This window comes from Nocardia sp. AB354, assembly GCF_049538315.1.
GTDB lineage: Bacteria > Actinomycetota > Actinomycetes > Mycobacteriales > Mycobacteriaceae > Nocardia > Nocardia nova.
On the sequence record NZ_JBMVFU010000004.1, the window covers coordinates 176,185 to 195,279 of the forward strand.

General features: G+C 67.4%; 21 protein-coding genes. 12 read left to right on the plus strand and 9 right to left on the minus strand.

Annotation, left to right across the window (positions count from 1 at the left end; genetic code table 11):
- Nucleotides 1-212: 212 nt before the first annotated feature.
- A complete protein-coding gene (locus ACPCUW_RS07645; protein ID WP_423424117.1) occupies nucleotides 213-797 on the plus strand; it encodes a hypothetical protein in 585 nt (194 codons plus the stop codon).
- Nucleotides 798-816: 19 nt separating this feature from the next.
- Nucleotides 817-1,245, plus strand: a complete 429-nt coding sequence (aroQ, locus tag ACPCUW_RS07650; RefSeq protein WP_062966518.1) for a type II 3-dehydroquinate dehydratase — start codon at nucleotides 817-819, stop codon at nucleotides 1,243-1,245.
- A gap of 7 nt (nucleotides 1,246-1,252) precedes the next feature.
- Here aroQ and ACPCUW_RS07655 read toward each other — a convergent pair whose 3' ends face one another.
- A complete protein-coding gene (locus ACPCUW_RS07655) occupies nucleotides 1,253-2,155 on the minus strand; it encodes an NAD(P)-dependent oxidoreductase (protein ID WP_423424255.1) in 903 nt (300 codons plus the stop codon).
- A 92-nt stretch (nucleotides 2,156-2,247) separates the two neighbouring features.
- On the opposite strand from ACPCUW_RS07655, the gene ACPCUW_RS07660 reads away from it, so the two are divergent.
- Nucleotides 2,248-2,595, plus strand: a complete 348-nt coding sequence (locus ACPCUW_RS07660; protein WP_305781170.1) for a winged helix-turn-helix transcriptional regulator — start codon at nucleotides 2,248-2,250, stop codon at nucleotides 2,593-2,595.
- Nucleotides 2,596-2,602: 7 nt separating this feature from the next.
- Here the strand turns inward: ACPCUW_RS07660 and ACPCUW_RS07665 are convergent, their stop codons facing one another.
- Together ACPCUW_RS07665 and ACPCUW_RS07670 are read right to left on the minus strand one after the other, a co-directional pair.
- Nucleotides 2,603-3,754: a glycerate kinase gene (locus tag ACPCUW_RS07665; RefSeq protein WP_423424118.1), complete on the minus strand. Its 1,152-nt coding sequence runs from the start codon at nucleotides 3,752-3,754 to the stop codon at nucleotides 2,603-2,605.
- Between the two features lie 98 nt (nucleotides 3,755-3,852).
- Nucleotides 3,853-5,463 carry an alpha/beta hydrolase gene (locus ACPCUW_RS07670; RefSeq protein ID WP_423424119.1) on the minus strand — a complete coding sequence of 537 codons (1,611 nt, stop codon included), beginning with the start codon at nucleotides 5,461-5,463 and terminating at the stop codon, nucleotides 3,853-3,855.
- A gap of 128 nt (nucleotides 5,464-5,591) precedes the next feature.
- On the opposite strand from ACPCUW_RS07670, the gene ACPCUW_RS07675 reads away from it, so the two are divergent.
- The 4 genes from ACPCUW_RS07675 to ACPCUW_RS07690 all read left to right on the plus strand — a co-directional run bounded on the left by ACPCUW_RS07675 (nucleotide 5,592) and on the right by ACPCUW_RS07690 (nucleotide 8,147).
- Nucleotides 5,592-5,921: a GNAT family N-acetyltransferase gene (locus ACPCUW_RS07675; protein ID WP_305781173.1), complete on the plus strand. Its 330-nt coding sequence runs from the start codon at nucleotides 5,592-5,594 to the stop codon at nucleotides 5,919-5,921.
- A gap of 88 nt (nucleotides 5,922-6,009) precedes the next feature.
- Nucleotides 6,010-6,633 carry a YqgE/AlgH family protein gene (locus tag ACPCUW_RS07680; protein WP_082856791.1) on the plus strand — a complete coding sequence of 208 codons (624 nt, stop codon included), beginning with the start codon at nucleotides 6,010-6,012 and terminating at the stop codon, nucleotides 6,631-6,633.
- 72 nt (nucleotides 6,634-6,705) lie between these two features.
- Nucleotides 6,706-7,242 carry a sigma-70 family RNA polymerase sigma factor gene (locus ACPCUW_RS07685; protein WP_063011490.1) on the plus strand — a complete coding sequence of 179 codons (537 nt, stop codon included), beginning with the start codon at nucleotides 6,706-6,708 and terminating at the stop codon, nucleotides 7,240-7,242.
- Nucleotides 7,239-8,147: a zf-HC2 domain-containing protein gene (locus ACPCUW_RS07690; RefSeq protein WP_423424120.1), complete on the plus strand. Its 909-nt coding sequence runs from the start codon at nucleotides 7,239-7,241 to the stop codon at nucleotides 8,145-8,147. Before ACPCUW_RS07685 ends, ACPCUW_RS07690 begins: the two co-directional genes overlap by 4 nt.
- A gap of 10 nt (nucleotides 8,148-8,157) precedes the next feature.
- Here the strand turns inward: ACPCUW_RS07690 and ACPCUW_RS07695 are convergent, their stop codons facing one another.
- Nucleotides 8,158-9,252, minus strand: coding sequence for an AraC family transcriptional regulator ligand-binding domain-containing protein (locus ACPCUW_RS07695; protein ID WP_423424121.1), 1,095 nt, complete (start codon nucleotides 9,250-9,252; stop codon nucleotides 8,158-8,160).
- A 42-nt stretch (nucleotides 9,253-9,294) separates the two neighbouring features.
- Between ACPCUW_RS07695 and ACPCUW_RS07700 the strand changes: the two genes are divergently transcribed.
- Nucleotides 9,295-9,876: a UbiX family flavin prenyltransferase gene (locus ACPCUW_RS07700; RefSeq protein WP_423424122.1), complete on the plus strand. Its 582-nt coding sequence runs from the start codon at nucleotides 9,295-9,297 to the stop codon at nucleotides 9,874-9,876.
- A 17-nt stretch (nucleotides 9,877-9,893) separates the two neighbouring features.
- The gene (locus ACPCUW_RS07705; protein WP_423424123.1) at nucleotides 9,894-11,408 is read left to right on the plus strand and encodes a UbiD family decarboxylase; all 1,515 of its coding nucleotides are present in this window, start codon (nucleotides 9,894-9,896) and stop codon (nucleotides 11,406-11,408) included.
- A 29-nt stretch (nucleotides 11,409-11,437) separates the two neighbouring features.
- On the opposite strand, the gene ACPCUW_RS07710 is transcribed toward ACPCUW_RS07705, so the two are convergent.
- From ACPCUW_RS07710 to ACPCUW_RS07730, 5 genes are all read right to left on the minus strand, one after another.
- Nucleotides 11,438-11,914 carry a DUF1772 domain-containing protein gene (locus ACPCUW_RS07710; protein WP_423424124.1) on the minus strand — a complete coding sequence of 159 codons (477 nt, stop codon included), beginning with the start codon at nucleotides 11,912-11,914 and terminating at the stop codon, nucleotides 11,438-11,440.
- An 89-nt stretch (nucleotides 11,915-12,003) separates the two neighbouring features.
- A complete protein-coding gene (locus ACPCUW_RS07715) occupies nucleotides 12,004-13,104 on the minus strand; it encodes an aminotransferase class I/II-fold pyridoxal phosphate-dependent enzyme (RefSeq protein ID WP_423424125.1) in 1,101 nt (366 codons plus the stop codon).
- Nucleotides 13,104-14,141, minus strand: coding sequence for a 3-oxoacyl-ACP synthase III family protein (locus ACPCUW_RS07720; RefSeq protein WP_423424126.1), 1,038 nt, complete (start codon nucleotides 14,139-14,141; stop codon nucleotides 13,104-13,106). The genes ACPCUW_RS07715 and ACPCUW_RS07720 overlap by 1 nt, the downstream gene beginning before the upstream one ends.
- A gap of 15 nt (nucleotides 14,142-14,156) precedes the next feature.
- A complete protein-coding gene (locus ACPCUW_RS07725; protein WP_063011506.1) occupies nucleotides 14,157-14,825 on the minus strand; it encodes a hypothetical protein in 669 nt (222 codons plus the stop codon).
- Nucleotides 14,822-16,504, minus strand: coding sequence for a thiamine pyrophosphate-binding protein (locus ACPCUW_RS07730; protein WP_423424127.1), 1,683 nt, complete (start codon nucleotides 16,502-16,504; stop codon nucleotides 14,822-14,824). The genes ACPCUW_RS07725 and ACPCUW_RS07730 overlap by 4 nt, the downstream gene beginning before the upstream one ends.
- A gap of 159 nt (nucleotides 16,505-16,663) precedes the next feature.
- Between ACPCUW_RS07730 and ACPCUW_RS07735 the strand changes: the two genes are divergently transcribed.
- The 3 genes from ACPCUW_RS07735 (at nucleotide 16,664) to ACPCUW_RS07745 (ending at nucleotide 19,012) form a co-directional block, all read left to right on the plus strand.
- Complete coding sequence (locus ACPCUW_RS07735) at nucleotides 16,664-17,179, plus strand: EXLDI protein (protein ID WP_030514196.1); 516 nt, start codon at nucleotides 16,664-16,666, stop codon at nucleotides 17,177-17,179.
- A gap of 133 nt (nucleotides 17,180-17,312) precedes the next feature.
- A complete protein-coding gene (locus tag ACPCUW_RS07740; protein WP_064906555.1) occupies nucleotides 17,313-18,251 on the plus strand; it encodes an ATP-binding cassette domain-containing protein in 939 nt (312 codons plus the stop codon).
- Nucleotides 18,248-19,012 (plus strand): ABC transporter permease, encoded by a 765-nt coding sequence (locus tag ACPCUW_RS07745; protein WP_064906557.1) that lies wholly within the window; start codon nucleotides 18,248-18,250, stop codon nucleotides 19,010-19,012. The genes ACPCUW_RS07740 and ACPCUW_RS07745 overlap by 4 nt, the downstream gene beginning before the upstream one ends.
- The last annotated feature ends 83 nt before the right edge of the window (nucleotides 19,013-19,095 follow it).

Below are 19,095 nucleotides of genomic sequence, written 5' to 3' on the forward strand. Positions count from 1 at the left end.
TGCCCGCGGTCCCACCTAGGCACCGACCGCATCTTCCATGCTCAGCGACCACAATAGTGCCCGATCACCGACATCCGTTGCAGCCGGTCGGCGAAATCGGCGGACGTGTTCGGAAGCTTCCCCTTTCCTCCGACAGCGAAACCCGGGGTGCAGTTATGCGGCGTAATCTTGTAATCACAGTTACATAGAAACTTCCGCAGTGAGGAAACATCATGAGACACGGACACGGACGTGGATTCGGGCGGCCGGGGGGCTGGCAACAAGCGGATCTTCCGGACGCCGCCGACGCTCCGGACTGGTTCGCCGGAAGGTTGCCGAGCGAGTGGTTCAGCGGTCCGTCGACCATCGAAATCGACCGCGACGAGATTGTGGTGATCGGTGAACTGGCGCTGCCGGCACCCGAATCGAGCGAGGACGAGGAAGCCGGATCCGAACCGTCTCCCGCGACGGTGGACGGCCTGATCGCGCGCTTCCGCGAATCGACCCGGCCGGCACGCATGCAGATCGCCCAGGAGGCTCAGGCGCGCTACGGCCGCAATGTGGCTTGGGGCGTCTCGGTCAACGGGGAACGCACCCTGTTCACCCATCTCTCGGTGCCGGTGATGACGCGGCTGCGCCAGCCCGAACGCAAGGTGCTCGACACGCTCGTCGATGCCGGGGTCGCCCGCTCCCGCGCCGACGCGCTCGCCTGGACGGTGAAATTGGCCGGTAAGCACGCCGAGGAGTGGTTGGCGGAACTGCGGTCGGCGATGCGCAAGGTGGACGACCTGCGAGCCGAGGGGCCGCGCGGCCTGTGACCGGGCTAGGGTACCGGTCATGGCACCGATTCTCGTGCTCAACGGCCCGAATCTGAATATGCTCGGCACCCGCCAGCCCGAGGTCTACGGCTCGGACACCCTCGACGACGTGGTCGAGCTGTGCCGGGAGACCGCCGCCCGCTTCGATCGCGAGATCACCGCCTATCAATCCAATTCCGAAGGGGCGTTGATCGATCGGATCCACGCCGCGCGCGGGGTGGAAGCCGGGATCGTGATCAATCCCGGCGGCCTGACCCACACCTCGGTCGCCCTGCGCGACGCCCTGGTGATTCCCGAGGTGCCGATCGTGGAGGTGCACATCTCGAATGTGCACGCACGCGAGGAATTCCGGCACCATTCCTACATTTCGCCGATCGCCACCGCGGTGATCGCCGGGATGGGGATCCGGGGCTACGCGGCGGCGATCGAATTCCTCTGCACCCGTTGACTTTCGCTCAGGCTCCGTCGCGCAGTAGCCGGTACATCGGCAGTCCGGCGCCGGTGGCGACCACCTTCTCCCACAGCTCCCGCGCGGTATGCGAGAGCGTGGCGTCCACCCCCACCTCCGCGCTGGTCTCGACGACGTGGGCCGCACCCGCCACCATCATCCGGGCGGCGGCGTCGTCACCCCAGCCCCCGGACTTCGCGGCGGTGGCGTATTCGGTCATGAAGAAGGGGAACGCCTCCGCGGAGCGTTGCGCGAAGGGCAGGAAGCGGTCGATGTCGTGCCCGGCGCGTTCGACGACGGCCAGGGCCTGGTTGTAGCCGATCAGCCAGGGATGGAACAGCGTGAGCAGAGCCTGGTAGAACAACTGCGCCAGCCCGTCGTCGGCGCCGAGGTACTCCGGTGCGCTGAGTGGGCGCAGCAGGTCGGCATGGGCGTCGAAGACCTCGCGTGGACCGCTGTAGAAGATGTAGGACGCCGGATGGGTAATGTTGTCGCCGGCCGACATGAACCCGCCGGACAGAAACCGCGCCCCGTGCGAGCGCACCCATCGGGCGCCCGCGCGGGTGCGCTCCGGCGAATCGGAGGACAGATTCACGATCACCCTGTCCCGCAACCGTTCCGGAGCCCGGCCCAGGACGTCGTACATGGCGGCGTAGTCGGTGAGGCTCAGGATGATCACCTCGTTGCGCTCGAGCGCGTCGGCCACCGACTCGGCGCGCCGGGCGCCCAGTTCCGCCATGGCCTCGGCTTTGTCGGCGCTGCGATTCCAGACCGTCACCTCGGTGCCGGCGGCCAGCAGCACGCGCACGATCGCCCGGCCCATCGGGCCCAGCCCGATCACCGTGACGGAGGAACGTTCGGACATGGTGTACTCCTTGGTGTTTCGAAGTTCTTCCGATCGGCGCCGGATTCGATCGTCACCGGGATCCGCGTCCGGGGCAATAACGCACGTCGACGTGCGGTTGCTTACCTCGAAGTTCGAAAAATGGTCAGGAGGCCGAGATGGCGAACGGCAGTGATGCAGATCACTCGGTATGTGGAATGTCGGTGGCCATCGACGTGGTCGGCGGCAAGTGGAAACTGCACCTGATGTGGGTGCTGGGCGAGGGCCCGCAGCGTTTCGGCCGCATTCGCGCCCTGCTGCCCGGGGTGAGCGAGAAGGTGCTCACCGAGAATCTCCGCCATCTGGAATCCCACGGCGTGGTCCGCCGGGAGGTGTTCCCCGAAATCCCTCCGCGCGTGGAATATTCGCTCACTCCCTCGGGGATCGACTTGGCCGCGGCCCTGCGCCCGCTCGAGCAGTGGGGTGAACGGCGCCGCGACGGGCTGCTCGACACCGCGACGGCATGAGGGCGGGTCAGCCCAGGTAGTCGCGCGCTATCCGGGCACCGACTTCTTCGAGCAGGCGGGCGGCCTCGGCGATCGAGCGAACCGGATCGGATTCGAGGTCGCTCAGCGGATAGCAGCGGGCGAAGCCCGCGGCGCGCAGTCGCTCCGGGCTCAGCGCGCAGCGTCCGGCGACGGCGACCACCGGCACACCCGCGGCGGCCGCAGCGACTCCGGCGGGCGCCTTCCCGCGCAACGTCTGCTCGTCCATCGCCCCCTCGCCGGTGACCACCAACTCCGCGTCCCGGACCCGACCGGCGAAATCGATCAGCTCGAGAATCACCTCGATCCCGGACCGCTGCCGCGCCCCGAGCACCGCCATGGCCCCGAATCCGGTACCACCCGCGGCGCCCGCCCCGGGATGCCCGGCCAAGCCGGCGCCGGGCTGATGCCCCTCCCCCGTCCCGAACGCGCGACCGCTCGCGTCGACCAGATGCGCCCAATGCGCCAGGATCGCTTCGAGTTCGGCGCATTGCCGCGGGGAAGCGCCCTTCTGAGGCGCGAAAACCGCTGCCGCGCCGTCCGGTCCGAGCAGCGGGTTGTCGACGTCCCCGGCGAGTACGAAGGCCGCATCCCGGACGGCCGGGTGCAGATCGGAGTGGTCGAGGCGTCGTGCGCGCGCCAGTTCCGCTGCCCCCGAACCGATTTCGACGCCGTCCTCGTCGAGGATGTGCAGCCCGAGCGCTTGCAGCATGCCCGCGCCGCCATCGGTGGACGCGCTGCCGCCCAGTCCGAGCACGACCTCCCGAATGCCGTGGTCCAGGGCGTGGCGGATCAGCACTCCGAGCCCGTACGTGCCCGCACCCATCGGATCGGTTCGGCCGCTGGGCAATTCGACCAATCCGACCGCTGCGGCCAATTCGACCACGGCCGTATTCCCGCGCACCGCGTAGCTCGCCGAATGCGGCGCACCCGTCGGCCCGACGGTGTCGACCGGTACCCGCTCCCACCCGGCGGCGACGAAGGCGTCGACGGTGCCGTCGCCGCCATCGGCCACCGGCACCTGCGCAACCTCGGCGTCCGGCGCCACGCGCGCGATTCCGGCCGCGAGCGCCGCGGCCACCCCCGGCGCCGCCAGCGACCCTTTGAACTTGTCCGGCGCCACCACTACCCGCCGCGCCATCGCAACCCCATTCCTCCGGCGAGATCGAACTCCGGTCACCGTACTGCGCCGCTCAGCCGGGGGCCGACGCCCCGGCCGCCACACCGGTGACCGTGGCGTCACGGCATGGGCGCCTGATCCACGTGATCGATGTTCACCTCGCCGGTACGCAGGTACCGGATCACGGCGTCGTCGAGCGGAGCGTTACCGCGACCGAAGGTGCCGTGGTCGCCACCGTCGACGCTGATCAGATGTCCGTGCAGGGCCGCCGCCATCGCGGGACCGCCGGGATACGCGGTCACCGCGTCGTTGCGACTCTGCAGTATCAGCGGCGCGGTGGCCAGGCCGTGGTCGGCGATCGGCGTCGGCCTGGTCACGGGATCCCAGTCGGCGCAGGCCAATCCGCTGCGTACCAGATCGGCGCGGGCGTCGAGGGCGTTGCCGCCGGAAGCGACGATGGCGGCCGCCGAACCGATGGCGTCCCACCGGGCCGGCACCGCGTTCTCGTTGCAGGTGATCGCGGAGAACACCGCCTGGCCGGTCGGGTCGGTGCTCGCCACGCCCGCGATCGCGCGCATCCGCCGCAGATCGCCGGGTTGCGCATTCGCCTCGGCCATCGCCTGCGCCAGACTCGGCCAGAAGCCGCGGGCGTAGGCGGCCACGGTGGTCGCCGATACCAACGGCACCTGGGCCGACATGCCGCCGGAGGTCAACGCGCGCACCAGATTCTGGGCCTTGCCCATCTCCTCCGCGCCGGCGTTCACGCCCGCGCGTGCCACGGCCGGCAGCGGTGCGGGCAGCTCGCGCGGCAGGTCGGCCGCCGACACCGGGGGCGGGGTCAGATTGGCGTACCAGCCGCCGCCCTGTGCCGACACCAGCCGCACCCAGGTCTCGTACACCCGCAGCGCCGAATCGCCCAGGTGATAGATATTGTCGTGCTGGGCGATCCAGCCGAACAGGTCGTCGAGCCGCTGTTTCCCCGCGAGCTGCTGCTGTGCGAACTGTTCGGTCCACACCCACTGCGGGTCGACATTCGAGTCCAGCACCATCCGGTCGACACGCTGCGGGAACAGCGACGCGTAGACCGCGCCCAGATAGGTCCCGTAGGAGATGCCGAGGAAGTCGATGCGCTCCAGCCCCAGCGCCGCGCGCACCGCATCCATATCGCGGGCCGTGGTCTCGGTGGTGATGGTCCGCAGGTAGCCGGGCTGGGCGGCGTCACACGCCTTCCGCAGTGACTCGCGCTCGTGGTCACCGTCCTGCGCGATCTGGGCCCCGCAGGTCAGCGGGGTCGACCAGCGCAGTCCGCGCGGCTGCACGGCTACCAGGTCGTAGTGCTCGACCAGGTCCTTCGGCAGTTGGGCCAGCCGGACGCTCCAGTAGCCGAGGGCGTCCGCGCCGGGCCCGCCCGGATTGGCGAAGAGAGTGCCGTAGCGCTGCCCGCTCGCGCGAATTCGGCTGACGGTCACCGCGATTCGCGAACCGTCCGGTGCGGCGTAGTCCCTCGGCACCGAGATGGACGCGCAGCGCGTCGGCCGCCCGTCCCCGACGGAGCCGGCCGGGCACGTCCCGAAATCCGGCTCGGCATGCGCGGTCGCCGGCGCCAGCGCGGCGAGCACCGCCGTCAGTACCGCAACGGTGGCCGATCGCGCCGCCACAGGTAGTCCCCGTCGTCCCATCCGCGCCGCCTCCCCGTCCGGCCGGTCGACGGCCGTCGCCGCATCGAGCATCCGACCACTCGAGCCCCTGCATTGTCGCCAGCCGCGCCGGGTGCGACAACTCGAACCACGTCCGACACGGGGAAGGATGTCGGCGTAGCCGCGCACCGTCGGCGATCGACACGCTCTAGGCTCAGCGAATGACGCAGGGTGCGCAGCAGAACATCGAGATTCGAGACAACTCACAGCTCGACCGATTCGAACTGTATGTCGACAGACAGCATGCCGGGGTGGCCGCCTATCAGGACACCGCCTCCGAGCGCGCCTTCGTGCACACCGAGATCTATCCGCAGTTCGAGGGCCAGGGCTACGGCCGTCTGCTGGTGCAGGGTGCGCTCGACCGGACCGTGGAACAGGGCTACGGCATCCTGCCGCTGTGCGCGATGGTGCACCACTTCGTCGAATCCCGGCCGCGCTATCTGGCGACGGTGCCGCAATGGGCGCGGGAACGATTCGGCCTGCCGCAGTAGCCGGCGGGCGCATCGGGGTGGGCGCTTCGGAACCGAACCGCGAATCACGCACCACTAAACACAGCGCGCGCCCCGCGACGGTGCGATGATGACTAGCGTGGCACGCGCAGAGGAACACGGCGACCGCCCGAGACGTGAATCCCGGTACGAGGAACAGGCGGTGCGGCCCGGCACCTTGCTGGTCTCGGCAACGGAGCTGGTCGAGCCCACTTTCCGGCGCACCGTGATCTACATCGTCGAACACAACGATGCGGGCAGTCTCGGTGTCGTCCTGAACCGCCCGAGCGAAACCGCGGTGCAGGACGTGCTACCACGCTGGGCCGATCTCGCGGCCGGGCCCCGCACGCTGTACGTGGGCGGGCCGGTGAAGCGCGATTCGGCACTGTGTCTGACCACGGTCCGCGTCGGTGCCTCGATCGATGGCATTCGCGGGCTGCGCCGCGTGGACGGTCGCGTGGCGCTGCTCGATCTGGACTCCGACCCCGATTCGATCGCACCGCTGGTCGAGGGCATCCGCATCTTCGCCGGCTATGCCGGATGGACCTTCGGTCAGCTGGAGGGCGAACTGGAACGAGGGGACTGGATCGTGTTGTCGGCGTTGCCGTCGGATCCGTTGGCGGGACGCACCGATCTGTGGGCGCACGTGTTGCGCCGGCAGCCGCTGCCGCTGTCGCTACTGGCGACACACCCCATCGAACTAGAACGCAATTGATTACGTATCCACGGAGTGTGGTCCCCCAACGCTCGCCTCGACCGAGGCGGCGGATACGCCCGGTCGGCAGCCATGTCTGACTCCGCGATCCCCCCCGTCGACGCGGCGCCCTCCCGGGCGCATTTGTTGCGGGTGCTCTACGACGAACACGCACCGACGCTGTGGCGGTACACCTACAGCCTGGTCGGCGATGCCGGACGGGCCGAGGACATCGTGCAGGAGACGTTGTTGCGGGCCTGGCAGCGTCCGCAGGTCCTCGACCAGTCGACGGCCTCGGCACGGGCGTGGTTGTTCACAGTGGCCAGGCATCTCGCGGTCGACGAATTCCGCAGTGCGCGGCATCGGCGCGAGTACGGCACCGACACGCCGCCCGAACAGGCGGCTCCGGACGAGGCGGAACGCGCAGTGGACAGTTGGGTGATCACCGACGCGCTGGCTCGGCTCAGCTCCGATCACCGCGAGGTGATCGTGCGGGCCTACTATCGCGGACTGTCGACACACCAGATAGCGAACGAATTGGCGATTCCCGAGGGCACTGTCAAATCCCGGATGCACTACGGGATGCGAGCGTTGCGTTCGGCCCTACAGGAGATGGGGGTGACAAAATGACATCGGCCGACACCGCGTCACACGACGACTATGCGACCTGGGATGCACCGTATGTGCTCGGCGCCCTCGCTCCCGACCAGCGGCTCGAATACGAGGCGCATCTGTCCGAATGCGCCGAATGCAGGCTCGCCATCACGGACCTGTCGGGCTTGCCGGGACTGCTCAGCCACGTTCCCGGTGACGTCGCTCTCTCGCTGATCGACGACGGGGCCGCCGCAGACCATGCCGGCAGTTTCGGCGACGCCGGGTTCGACGCCCTGCTGAACCGGGTGCGCGCGAGCGAAGCCGCCACCGGCGGCACCGGGATACTGCCCTTCGAAGCGCACGGCAGCGGCCCGGCCACCGAGACGGGCACGACCGCACCCGACGCGGGCACTTCGGCGGTCCGCGAAACCCCCGCCGAAGACCGGCGCACCGAGCCGGAGCAGCCCCCCGCCTCGCTGGCAGCGGCGCGCGAGCGCAAGCGCAGCCGCAGCGGTCCGTGGCTCGCCCTGGCCGGTGCGGTGGCCGCCGCCGCGGCCGCGGTCGCCATCACCATCCCGATCACCGTCGCGCACACCCAGCACAACAATCCGCCCACCGCCGAGCAGGTGGTCACGGAGCGGCAGATGGATCAGGTGATTCCGTCTCCGATCACCGCGAACTTCACTCTCACACAGCTGAATTCCGGTACGCGGGTGAACATGTCGTGCAACTACGCGCCGTCGGATACCGATTACACCTGGGACGGCGCGCTGTGGGTGGTGCACACCGACGGCACGCAGTCGATGGTGGCGCAGTGGTCGGCTCATCCCGGCCAGACGGTGACCGCGGACGGCATCACCTCGGCCCCGGCGGACAAGATCCAATCGGTCGAAATACGTTCGAGCACAACCAACCAGGTCTTCCTGCGCGGAACGGTGTGAGCGGCCGCCGTCAGCCGATCCGCCGGGAATCGATATCGCCGTCCGCCGCGATTTCGCCGGCGATATCGGATTTCCACCGGCGCGCGGCCCGCCGCAATGCCCGCGCGTCCGAATATCCGAGCCGCGACGCCAGGGCGGATTGGGTCGTCGTCTCGGCGAGGGTGCCGGCAACGGCCCGCCGCGCCCGATCGAGTTCCCGCCGCCAGTTCGTTCCGGATTCGGCCAGGCGGCGCTGCAGTGTCCGGGGACTCACGGCGAGCCGTCGGGCTACCGTCTCGAGCGTCGCATCCCGTTCGGGCAGCGCCTTGGCCAGGGCGCGCTGCACGCGATCCGGCCAGGTCGGCTCGCACAGCAGCGGCGTCGCGATCATCGTGGCATAGCGCCGGACGATCTGCGCCAGTGCGGGATCGGCGGTCGGCAGCGGCAGGTGTAGATCGGCTGTGCGCAGCGTCAGAGTGTCGGCCGGTGCGTCGAAGTCGACGCGCGCGGTCCCGAACGCTTCGGCGAAGGCCCGGTGCGAACGAGGTGGGCTCTGCCGCAATGTGATCCGCGACGGTGACACCGATCGGCCGCTCCCGTGCCGGATACGGGCCACGGTGCTGGCGAACGAGGCCTGCACGGTGAGTTCGGCACCGCGACCGTCGCCCTCCAGTAGTTCCAGCCCCAGGGTCTGTTCGCCGCGCAATTCGTCGGTGGTCACCGTGTAGCGGTGGTTGGTCGCCATGGCGGTACCGGTGCGCCGGACGGTGGCCAGCCCCTCACCGACGGTCGCGGCGGTACTGAACAGGTAATCGAAGATGCCGTGCTTACCGAGGTGGTAGGTCGTGCTGATGCGCAACGCGCTGTCCGGGGCCGGCTGCCGGAATTCGGCGCGTTCCCACAGGCGCAGATAGGCACCGCTGGTGACCATGCCGTATTCGCTCGTCAAAACGCTTTCGGGAACTCCGGAGTCGCGCAGGAGCGCGCGAATATCGAGTCCCTCCGCCGCGGTTTTCAGTACACAACGGACAATTACCGCGTTATACGCAGGAACGGACTTGTCCACTCCCCCATGATAAGTGGCTGCCGGCGTGAACTGACGTCTTCGGTCCCGTGACCGGCACATTCGGACCTACCGCGATACGCCGTATCCGATGATGCTGAGGCGGTGTCACAAGGAGTGGACGAGCGGCCGGCGCGGCTGGTCGTCGGGATCAGTGGAGCCACCGGAATCGCCTACGGCGTACGGGCGCTCGAGTTCGCGCGGAAGGCCGGGGTGCAGACCCACCTGGTGGTCACTGCGGCCGGACAGCAGACGCGGCAATACGAAACGGAATTGAGCGCCAAGGATCTGGCGGCGATGGCCGATGTGGTGTACCGGCCGTCCGATATCGGCGCCGCCATTGCCTCCGGATCGTTTCGGACCGCGGGAATGCTGGTGGCGCCGTGTTCGATTCGCACCCTGTCGGCAATCGCCTACAGCAATGGCGACAATCTGCTGACCCGAGCGGCCGATGTGACCTTGAAGGAGCGCCGCCGCATTGTTCTGCTGGTGCGCGAAACCCCGCTGACCCTCGGGCATCTGCGGGCAATGACGGCGGTGACCGAAATGGGCGGGATCGTGATGCCGCCGGTGCCCGCCTTCTATCTGCGTCCCAGCAGTATCGACGAACTCGTCGACCATACCGTCGCGCGAGCGCTGGATCTGCTGAGCATCGATGTACCGGATATGCCCCGCTGGGGCGAATGAAAGTGTGGGGAACAATTGTGACTCGGTCGAATACGCCGCTCAAACACCTCAAGAGCCTGCGCGAGTTCATCGCCGAACTGGAAAACATCGGGGAGATTCAGCGCATCGACGCCGAGGTCGACTGGGATCTGGAAATCGGCGCGATCATCCGCCGGTCCTATGACTTGCACGCTCCAGCACCGCTTTTCACCGATATCACCGGCTATCGCGACACGGGTTTCCGAGTGCTCGGCGCACCGGGTGCGCTCTCCGGGCCACGCCATCCCCTCGCTCGCATCGCGCTCGCGCTCGGTTTGCCGGCCGACGCCTCGGGCCAGCAGATCGTCGATCTGCTGGCGAATGCCCGGAGCAAGCCGGGTATCGCACCGGTCGTAGTGGAGCGCGCCCAGGCTCCGTGCAAGGAGAATGTGATGCTGGGCGACGATATCGATCTGTTCGCCTTTCCCACACCCAGATTGCACGGTAACGACGGCGGCCGCTACATCCAGACATACGGCATGAATATCGTGCGGACCCCGGACGGCTCCTGGACGAACTGGTCGATCAACCGCATGATGATCGCCGACCGCAACACGCTGGCCTGCCTGATTCCGGCGCCGCAGCATCTGGGCATCATCCGGTCGAAATGGACCGAGATGGGCGCTCCCATGCCGATCGCGCTCGCCATCGGCGTGGAACCGGCACTGCCGTGGGTGGGCGGCATGCCGTTGCCCGAAGGCGCCGACGAAAGCCATTATCTGGGAGCGCTGTTCGGTGAGGGCATCGAGGTCGTTCCGGCGGAAACGGTCGATCTGATGGTGCCCGCGACCGCGGAAATCGTTATCGAGGGCCATATCTCGCTGGACGAAACGGTGATGGAAGGTCCGTTCAACGAGTTCCCGGGATACAACGCCACCGAGGCGACGCCGAAGCAGGTGTTCCACGTTTCCGCGATCACCTACCGAGACGGTGCCATTCAGCCGACCGTGGCGGCCGGCCCGCCGGTCGAGGAGGACCACACGATCATCGGCACAACGAGCGCGGCGGAGATTCTGTACCTGTTGCGGGAGCAGGGATTACCCGTTACGTCGGCCTGGTACAACTTCGAGGCCGCCGTGCACTGGCTGACGCTGGCGATAAGCCAGGACTGGCACGAGAGCACCGGACTGGCGTCACACGAATTGATCGATCGGATCGCCGCGGTGATCTTCACCGGAAAGACCTCGGTCAACGCGCCGAAAATTCTGGTGGTCGAGGACGATGTCGACATCACCGCCCTCGACGAGGTGGTCTGGGCCTTCGCCACCCGCTCGCATCCCGATGTCGATCGCGGTGAATTCCATTATCCGCCTGCGGTATCCGATCAGCTGGCCGTCTATCTGTCCGAAGAGGAGTCGCACAGCTTCAAGGCGGGCAAGGTTGTCTACAACTGTCTGCTCGCCGATCTGTATCCCGGTGGCGGGCGGCCGGTCAAAGGCAGTTTCGACAACGGCTGGCCCGCCGAGATCCAGCAGCGTGTGCTGTCGAACTGGCACAAGTACGGGTACCGCTGATCGCACTCGAGATTGCGCGAGCCGCGGCTTCACAGCAGGACGAGGGTGGTGCACAGGGCGGCGAGGGCGAGCGCCTGCAGGCCGACCCGGTAACCGAGGATGCTCTCCCATTTGTCCTGCAGCGCACGGGCATCGGCGGGGATGACGCCGGTCTGCGCCGCCTGCGTCTGGGCGGTGTTGATCGGCTTGGCGATCCGCGCGTAGAGGCCGAGCCAGCTCAGCAGCGCCAGCAGCGCGATCCCGGCCGCCACCGCGGCAGCGGCGGCTCCCGCCACGACCGCGACGACGACGGCGAGCACGGTGCTGATCACCCCACCGGCGCCGGCGAAGGGCATTCGCCGGTCGCCGTAGTAGTGCCCCCATCCGGCCGAGACGGTCATCGTCGCGTCGTCGAGTTTGCGATAGACGGGTCGGAAGATGAGGGTGGCGGCGACATCGGTGCCATAGACGATGGCGTTGGTGAGAACGGCCAGCACGGTGAGCACCTGCGCGGATGTGGTCAGCATGGGAAGACTCCTAGTCATCATCTAGCGTTGCTAGCTTCTGTGGCAACAGTAGATGAGTTCGACTAGCTTGTCTAGCGCTGCTAGAAAATTTACCGTCCCACTCTGGCCGGAAGGTCGGCGCACCGATCCTCCGCGGCCTGGACGGGCGACGGGCGCGGCCGAGGCACCGGCTCGGCACGGCCGTCGAAGGCGTGCAGTACCGCGGCATCGGCACGCGGATCACCGACCGCGATCCGCGCACTGCCGTCCGGGTAACCCTTGGCCGCGATCCCCGCGCCCGCCAGCGTCGCGTGGGCCGCGGGCCCCGGCAGGTAGAGAAAGTTGCCGCGGCTGCACGGCACGGCGAAACCCCTGTGCCGCAAAGCGGTTCGCAGCAGTTCGCGCTCGGCGGTGATATCGGCGATCCGTTCGGCGAGCTCCGCCGAGGCGGCATAGCAGGCGCGCACGGCGGCGACGGCGTAGTCGGGCATGCCGAACGGAAGCTGCAGTCGCCGCACCCGCGCGATCAGTTCCGGCGCGCCGAACGCATAGCCGATACGCAGTCCTGCCAGGCCGTACGCCTTCGAAAAGGTGCGTAACACAAGGAGGTTGGGATAGTGCGCGACGAGTTCGCAGGGGTCGATCGTTTCGGCATCGGCCAGGAATTCCACGTACGCCTCGTCCAGGATCACCGGAACATGCCGCGGCACACCGAACAGGAAAGCCTTCAGCTCCGCGGCGGGCGCCACGGTCCCGGTCGGATTGTGGGGGCGGCAGATCGCGACCAGTGCCGTGCGCTCGTCCACCGCCCGGGCCATCGCCGTCAGCCGCTGCCGTCCGCTCGCATCCAGGGGAACTCCCACGACGTCCAGACCCGCCATGGCGGCCATGATCGGATAGCCGTCGAAGGTCGGAGTCGCGAACACCATGCGCCGCCCCGGCCCCGAGACCGCCTGCATGATCTGCAGCACCACACCGGTCGCCCCCGCACCGACGACCACCTGATCGGGGTCGACGCCGAGGTGCGCGGCGATCACGGCCGGCAGCCGCCGGGGCACGAATTCCGGATACCGATTGGCGCCGCGAATCGCCTCGTTCACCACCGTGAGCACCGAAGGCAGTGGCGGAAAGGGGTTTTCGCTGAGCGTCAGATCGAACCGCGGCGGCGGTATCGGCTGCGTCACCGCCGGTTCACGGGCGGACGAGTCCATCACGCCGCACCCCAGCGCACCGCGGCCGCGGCCGCGAAATCCCCGGCATGGGCGAAGGCCGCCAGCAGCACCACCGACCCGTTGCGCAACCGGCCGGCCCGGTTCTCGATATCCAGGGTCACCGGAATGCCGGCGGCGAACAGATTTCCGCACCGGTCGAAGGAATCCGGATGCCGTTCCGCGGGCAGTTCCAGCGCATCGTGCCAGTTCCGCAGGAACAGCCGATTCGGCTGATTGGTGACGAAGGTGTCGATATCGTGGCCTTTCACCCCTATGCGGTCGCATACCGCGAGGGCGAGTTCCGGGACCAGCCGGTTGCCGCGCGCGAAGACCTTGGTCACCTTCGATTCGGTGAAACTCACGCAGCCCTGTCCTTCCCCGGGCTCCCAGTACTTGCGTTCGGAGCCGGTGGAGAAATCCATATCCCCGGCGAATTCCGGGAAGGTGCGGCATTCGATATCGAGGATCGGCGCACTGTTGTCCTTGACCAGCAATCCCACCCCGCAGCCGTCCCCGGGCACCGGCGCCTGCGCGAGTTTGCGAATCTCGGTCTGGGTGAAGACCGGACCCGCGGTGTTCTGCGTCGTCGCGATCAGGGCGGTGCGGGCGTCGGTCGTCTGCAGAATCATCCGCGCCAGCATCATCATGTGGATGAATGCCGCGCAGCCGCCGTTGTGCACGTCGAACACCCATTTCGGATTCATCCCCAGCCGCCGCGCCACCTCCGGCCCGGCGCCCATGACCGGATTGTCGGGGAGCTGGGTATGGGTGAGCAGCACGTCGATATCGGCGAGCGTGCCGGCGCCGTGCCGATCGATCAGCGGCGCGACCGCGCGTTCCACCATATCCACGGCGGTTTCGTCGCGGCCCTTGTGATGGCGACCGTGCGGCGCGCGGAACATGACGTTCTTCGCCATCCGCTCCGAACGCGAGAATTGCGTGAAGTACTCGGTACCTACCGGCTCACCCGGCAGATAGCAGGCCACATCGACCAGACTGACCGGTGCCAGCCGCAGGGCGGGATCGGTGAAATCCATCTCGGCGTACCTTCCTCACTTCATCCACTCGGGGGTGATCGGAAGTCCGTGCGCGGCACGGTATTCGGCGATCGCTTTCAGGTTGTCCAGCTCCAGCCGGTGTCCGGCGGAGAACATCTCCCAGAAATCGCCGACCCAGACCTTGCGGCCCGCCGGGGCCTTGTCGGGGTAGGGATTCGCGTCGTAGAACGGGTGCCGGCAATTGGTCCACAGCACCACCGATCCGGGCTTGTTCAACACCACCTGGGCGTCGACGACCCGCATCAGATAGATCATCCACAGGTGTTCACCCTGATCCCACGCACAGTGGTAGTCCACGGTCATCGCATCCGGATTGGCCTCGGTGCGCGTGAAGATCCGGGTGTCCTTGCCCAGCCGGTCGTAGGATTCCCACAGTCCCGGGGTGGCGGTTTCGGTGAATCCGCGCAGACTGTAGGTCCACTCCTCCAAACTCTGTGTGTGCGAGAGGTATTCGTACAGTTCGCGCGGGGGTGCGGCGATATAGTCCTGCACCGGGCAGAATTGACCGAAGATCTGGTCGTGGGGATAGACCGAGCGCAGCATATCCATGATGATCGGCGTGGTCTCCTCGCGATCGGAATTCTCGATGCGCAACAACCCGGGAATTGCGCGGTGCGGAAGGTCGGGAATATCACTGAGAGCGGGTGCGGTGCTGATGGTCACGGATTCCTCCTCGATGCGGACAGGAAGGGGATGAACGGCGGTATCTCGTCGGGATCGCAATCGATCGAAACGAACGAGGGCCCGGGCGTTTCCAGGCAGTACGACAGCACTGTCGCGAGCTCGGCCGGCGTCGCCGGCGAGAAGGAGGGCAGATCCGGGAACATCGCCGCCATGCCGGCTCCCAGATGTGCTTTGTGGAATCTGTTGAAGCTATAGCGATCTCCGTAGAACAGTTGCTCCCGGGTCACGCACATGGCATGCGCGGAATTGTCGAGTACGACGAAGGTCACCGGCAGCCCGTACTGGATCGCGGTGTGAATCTCCATGCCGTGCATGTAGAAGGCGCCGTCGCCGGCCACGACCACGGTGCGCCGCTCGGTCCCGTCGTCGCGGCGCCGGCGGGCGAAACAGGACCCGATGGCGGCGCCGAAGGCGTAGCCCATACCGCCCATACCGAGGGCGACGACGAAGCGGCCGTCGCGCGGCGGGCGGAGATGATGCACCACCGATGCCCCGGTATTGCCCGCGTCGGCGAAGACATCGGTATCGGAATGCAGTGTGCCGTTGAGTGTTTCGACGATGTCGCGATAGCGCAGGCCCGGTCCGTCCGCGGGCGGCACCGGCAGCGGATCCGGCGTCCGCGGGCGCCGGGGATCCACCCGGTGCACCCGGCCCGCGCCGGCACTCAGCGCCGATGTGAGTTCGCGGAGTGTGGCGGCCAGATCGGTACTGGTGGCGTGAACCGCGGGGAGGTAGGGCGGCTCACCGCCGACCGACGCCGTCGACGCGCCGAGCACCGATTCCAGTCCGGCGCGCGCGGTGACCGGCATCCGGGTGCCGACCAGCAGGCACAGGGCGCTGCCGTGCAGGGCGTCGGCCAGTTCGGTATGGCCCATACTTCCGGCGACACCGAGAAATCCTTGTTCGGTGCAGTCGTACACATCCTTGGCGTCCGGCGCGACGCCGACCCCGGCGTCGAGAACCGCTGCCAGATCACGCAGTTCGGCACGAGCATCGTCGCGGGCGACCTGCGCGCCCGCGATGATCACGACCTTGCCGACCGCCCGAGCCGCCCGTAGCCCCTCCAGGAGCCGCTCGATACCGGCGTCGTCCCGGCCGTGTACCGGACGCGGTGCGACGAACGGGCCGGCGCGAAGTTCGGCCTGCTGAACATCCTTGGGCAGCAGCAGAACCGCCGGCCCGCCCGCTCGGGCGGCCGCGACGGCGCGCGAGAGATGGTCCGGAAGCGAGGCGGGCGTCTCCACCCGTGCGCAATACAGCGCGATCGTGTCGAAAAGTTCGGCGGCGTCGAAGGTTCCGGCTCGGCCGCTGGAATCCTGGAAGGCGCCTTTACCTTCGAGACCGGTCGGCGCCTGCCCCACCAATGCGAGCACGGGCACCCGGGAGGCGTGCGATTCCGCCAGTCCGGCAACGAGATTCATCGCTCCACCACCGGAGGTCGCGCAGACGACGCCGAGACCCGCGGTGGAACGGGCATAACCGTCGGCCATGGTGGCGGCGGAGAATTCGTGTTTGGCCACCACCGCCGTGATTCGGTCGGAGGCGTCGTAGGCCGCGTCGTAGAGATCTTCGATGTTGGCGCCGTCGACGCCGAAGATGTGTCGCACTCCCATGTCCGATACGGCCTGCACCAGGTAGTCGACCAGTCGTGACGGCATCGCCGCTCCTTCCCGTATGGGTTCCGAAGCCGGCCGCGCTGCCGGAACGAACGCACTCAGCGGGGATACGAAGCACGCACCCGACCGGTTCACCGTTCCCGCGTGGCTTCGCAAAAGGATCCACTTGTGTGTATGTATACATCTACGTATAGTTGGGCCATGCCGAACAAGACCGTGTATGTCTCCGATGACGATCTCCCCCTGTTCCAGCGCGCGCAGGAGCTGGTCGGCGGCAATCTCTCGGGTGCGATCGTGACGGCACTGCGCCGATACATCGAGCTGGAGGAGGGCCGGCTGCAGGGATTCGACGAGATCGTCCTGCGCGTCGGCCACAACGGCGCCCGGCAGGTGCGATTCTCGGGAGTGCTGCTCACCGAGTCGAGCGATATGGGCGACGAGCGTTTCGAGCGCATTCGCGTATTCCGCACGCGCAAGGGCAAATTCGTGCTGCACCGGCAGCGTTCGGAATGGACGGACTACCCGACCGACACGAACTGGCTGAAGGATCTGACCAATTGGCGGCGGATGCTCGGCGTCACCGATCCGGACTGGGGCGAATTCACCATGGACATCTACGACTCACCGGCCGACCTGAAAGGCAGGGTTCCCGACAAGCTGTACAACCGCATCAGCGATCTGACCGAGCATCCGCAGATCGAGGATCTCGACATCTGATCGACGACTTCGAGCCGAACTAGCCTCGGCCGCACGACAACTCGATATTCGACCCTCCTTGTCCGCCGAAATCCCGCGGACACGGCTCGGTCGACGCATGCATTCATCGCAATCTTATTATGAAAGGACGACCATGAGTTCACCGGCCATATCGGTCACCGGTCTGCGGAAATCGTTCGCCGACCACGTGGTGCTGGACGGTATCGACCTCACTGTCCCGGAGGGCAGGATCTTCGCGCTGCTCGGCCCCAACGGCGCCGGCAAGACCACCACCGTCCACATCCTCGCCACCCTGACCCGGCCCGACGACGGCAACCTGCGCGTCGGGGGCCACGACCCGGTCATCGAACCCGACGCCGTCCGCACCGCCATCGGCGTGACCGGGCAGTTCTCGGCGGTCGACGAACTGCTCACCGGTCGCGAGAACCTGCTGCTGATGGCGGATCTGCACCATCTGCCCCGTGGCGAGGGCCGGCGCATCGCCGACGACCTGCTGACCCGCTTCGACCTGCTGGACGCCGCCGACAAGGTGGCCGGGAGCTACTCCGGCGGTATGACGCGCCGGCTCGACCTGGCGATGACCCTGGTCGGCGAGCCGCGCATCATCTTCCTCGACGAACCCACGGTCGGCCTCGATCCACGCAGCCGGCGCGGGATGTGGGACATCATCCGCGAACTGGTCGCCGACGGCGTCACCATCTTCCTCACCACCCAGTATCTGGAGGAGGCCGACCAGCTCGCGCATCGGATCGCGGTGCTCGACCACGGCCACATCGTCGCCGAAGGCACGCCCGAACAGCTGAAACGCCTTGTGCCGGGCGGACATATCCGCCTGACCTTCGGCGACGAGGAACAGTTGCGCAGCGCCGCCGAACTACTCGGCGGAACGACCACGGACTCGACCCTGGCGGTGCCCAGCGACGGCGGCGTCGCCTCGCTGCGCGATGTTCTGGACCGGCTCGGCCGCGCCCGCATCGAGCCCGAAAGCCTGTCGGTGCACACCCCCGATCTCGACGACGTCTTCCTCACCCTCACCGGCCGCACCGCACCCGAGAAGGAATCCGCACGATGACCACGCACACCCTCGCCGACTCCCGCACGATGCTGCGCCGGAACCTGGTGCACGCCAAGCGTTATCCCGGCATGACGATCAGCATGTTCATCATGCCGCTGGTGATGTTGCTGATGTTCAATTACATCTTCGGTGGCGCACTGGAGAAAGCCACCGGCGGCAGTTACATCGACTACCTGGTCCCCGGCATGATGCTGATCATTCCGGCCTATCTGGTGGTCGGGGTCGCGGTGGCCATCGCCTCGGATATGACCAAGGGCATCGTGAACCGGTTCCGGACCATGCCCATGGCACATTCCTCGATCCTCACCGGCCAGGTCGCCGGGACCGTGATCCAAGGCGTGCTGGGTGTCGGCCTGATGGTCGCAGTCGCGGCGCTGATCGGCTTCCGTCCCGATGCCACCGTCGTGGAATGGCTCGCCGCCTTCGGCCTCATCGCCCTGGTGATCTTCGGATTGGCATGGCTCGGAGTGGGTTTCGGATTGGCCGCCAAAACACCGGAGAGCGCGAGCAATACCCCGACTCCGCTGATCTTCCTCCCCTTTCTCGGCAGCGGCCTGGCTCCCACCGACACCATGCCCGCCGGTGTCCGGCAATTCGCCGAGTACCAGCCCTTCACGCCCCTGACCGAAACGCTGCGCGGACTGCTCATGGGCACGGCCATCGGAGGCAACGGCATCGCGGCGGTGGTCTGGTGCGTCGGCTTCGCGGTGGTCGGCTATCTCTGGTCGCGCTCGCTGTTCCGCCGCAAGACCAACTGAGCTACTAACCAGTGATTAACGGACATACCGGTCGAAACCCCGTCGTCCTCGCGTGAGAACGTAGGAACGAGGCCGAACGGGCC

Bases quoted from the DNA above. Each gene is read 5' to 3' on its own strand.
- ACPCUW_RS07645 (WP_423424117.1), top strand. From the start codon at position 213: ATGAGACACGGACACGGACGTGGATTCGGGCGGCCGGGGGGCTGGCAA.
- aroQ (WP_062966518.1), top strand. From the start codon at position 817: ATGGCACCGATTCTCGTGCTCAACGGCCCGAATCTGAATATGCTCGGC.
- ACPCUW_RS07660 (WP_305781170.1), top strand. From the start codon at position 2,248: ATGGCGAACGGCAGTGATGCAGATCACTCGGTATGTGGAATGTCGGTG.
- ACPCUW_RS07665 (WP_423424118.1), bottom strand. From the start codon at position 3,754: ATGGCGCGGCGGGTAGTGGTGGCGCCGGACAAGTTCAAAGGGTCGCTG.
- ACPCUW_RS07670 (WP_423424119.1), bottom strand. From the start codon at position 5,463: ATGCTCGATGCGGCGACGGCCGTCGACCGGCCGGACGGGGAGGCGGCG.
- ACPCUW_RS07675 (WP_305781173.1), top strand. From the start codon at position 5,592: ATGACGCAGGGTGCGCAGCAGAACATCGAGATTCGAGACAACTCACAG.
- ACPCUW_RS07680 (WP_082856791.1), top strand. From the start codon at position 6,010: ATGACTAGCGTGGCACGCGCAGAGGAACACGGCGACCGCCCGAGACGT.
- ACPCUW_RS07685 (WP_063011490.1), top strand. From the start codon at position 6,706: ATGTCTGACTCCGCGATCCCCCCCGTCGACGCGGCGCCCTCCCGGGCG.
- ACPCUW_RS07690 (WP_423424120.1), top strand. From the start codon at position 7,239: ATGACATCGGCCGACACCGCGTCACACGACGACTATGCGACCTGGGAT.
- ACPCUW_RS07695 (WP_423424121.1), bottom strand. From the start codon at position 9,252: ATGTGCCGGTCACGGGACCGAAGACGTCAGTTCACGCCGGCAGCCACT.
- ACPCUW_RS07710 (WP_423424124.1), bottom strand. From the start codon at position 11,914: ATGCTGACCACATCCGCGCAGGTGCTCACCGTGCTGGCCGTTCTCACC.
- ACPCUW_RS07715 (WP_423424125.1), bottom strand. From the start codon at position 13,104: ATGGACTCGTCCGCCCGTGAACCGGCGGTGACGCAGCCGATACCGCCG.
- ACPCUW_RS07720 (WP_423424126.1), bottom strand. From the start codon at position 14,141: ATGGATTTCACCGATCCCGCCCTGCGGCTGGCACCGGTCAGTCTGGTC.
- ACPCUW_RS07730 (WP_423424127.1), bottom strand. From the start codon at position 16,504: ATGCCGTCACGACTGGTCGACTACCTGGTGCAGGCCGTATCGGACATG.
- ACPCUW_RS07735 (WP_030514196.1), top strand. From the start codon at position 16,664: ATGCCGAACAAGACCGTGTATGTCTCCGATGACGATCTCCCCCTGTTC.
- ACPCUW_RS07740 (WP_064906555.1), top strand. From the start codon at position 17,313: ATGAGTTCACCGGCCATATCGGTCACCGGTCTGCGGAAATCGTTCGCC.
- ACPCUW_RS07745 (WP_064906557.1), top strand. From the start codon at position 18,248: ATGACCACGCACACCCTCGCCGACTCCCGCACGATGCTGCGCCGGAAC.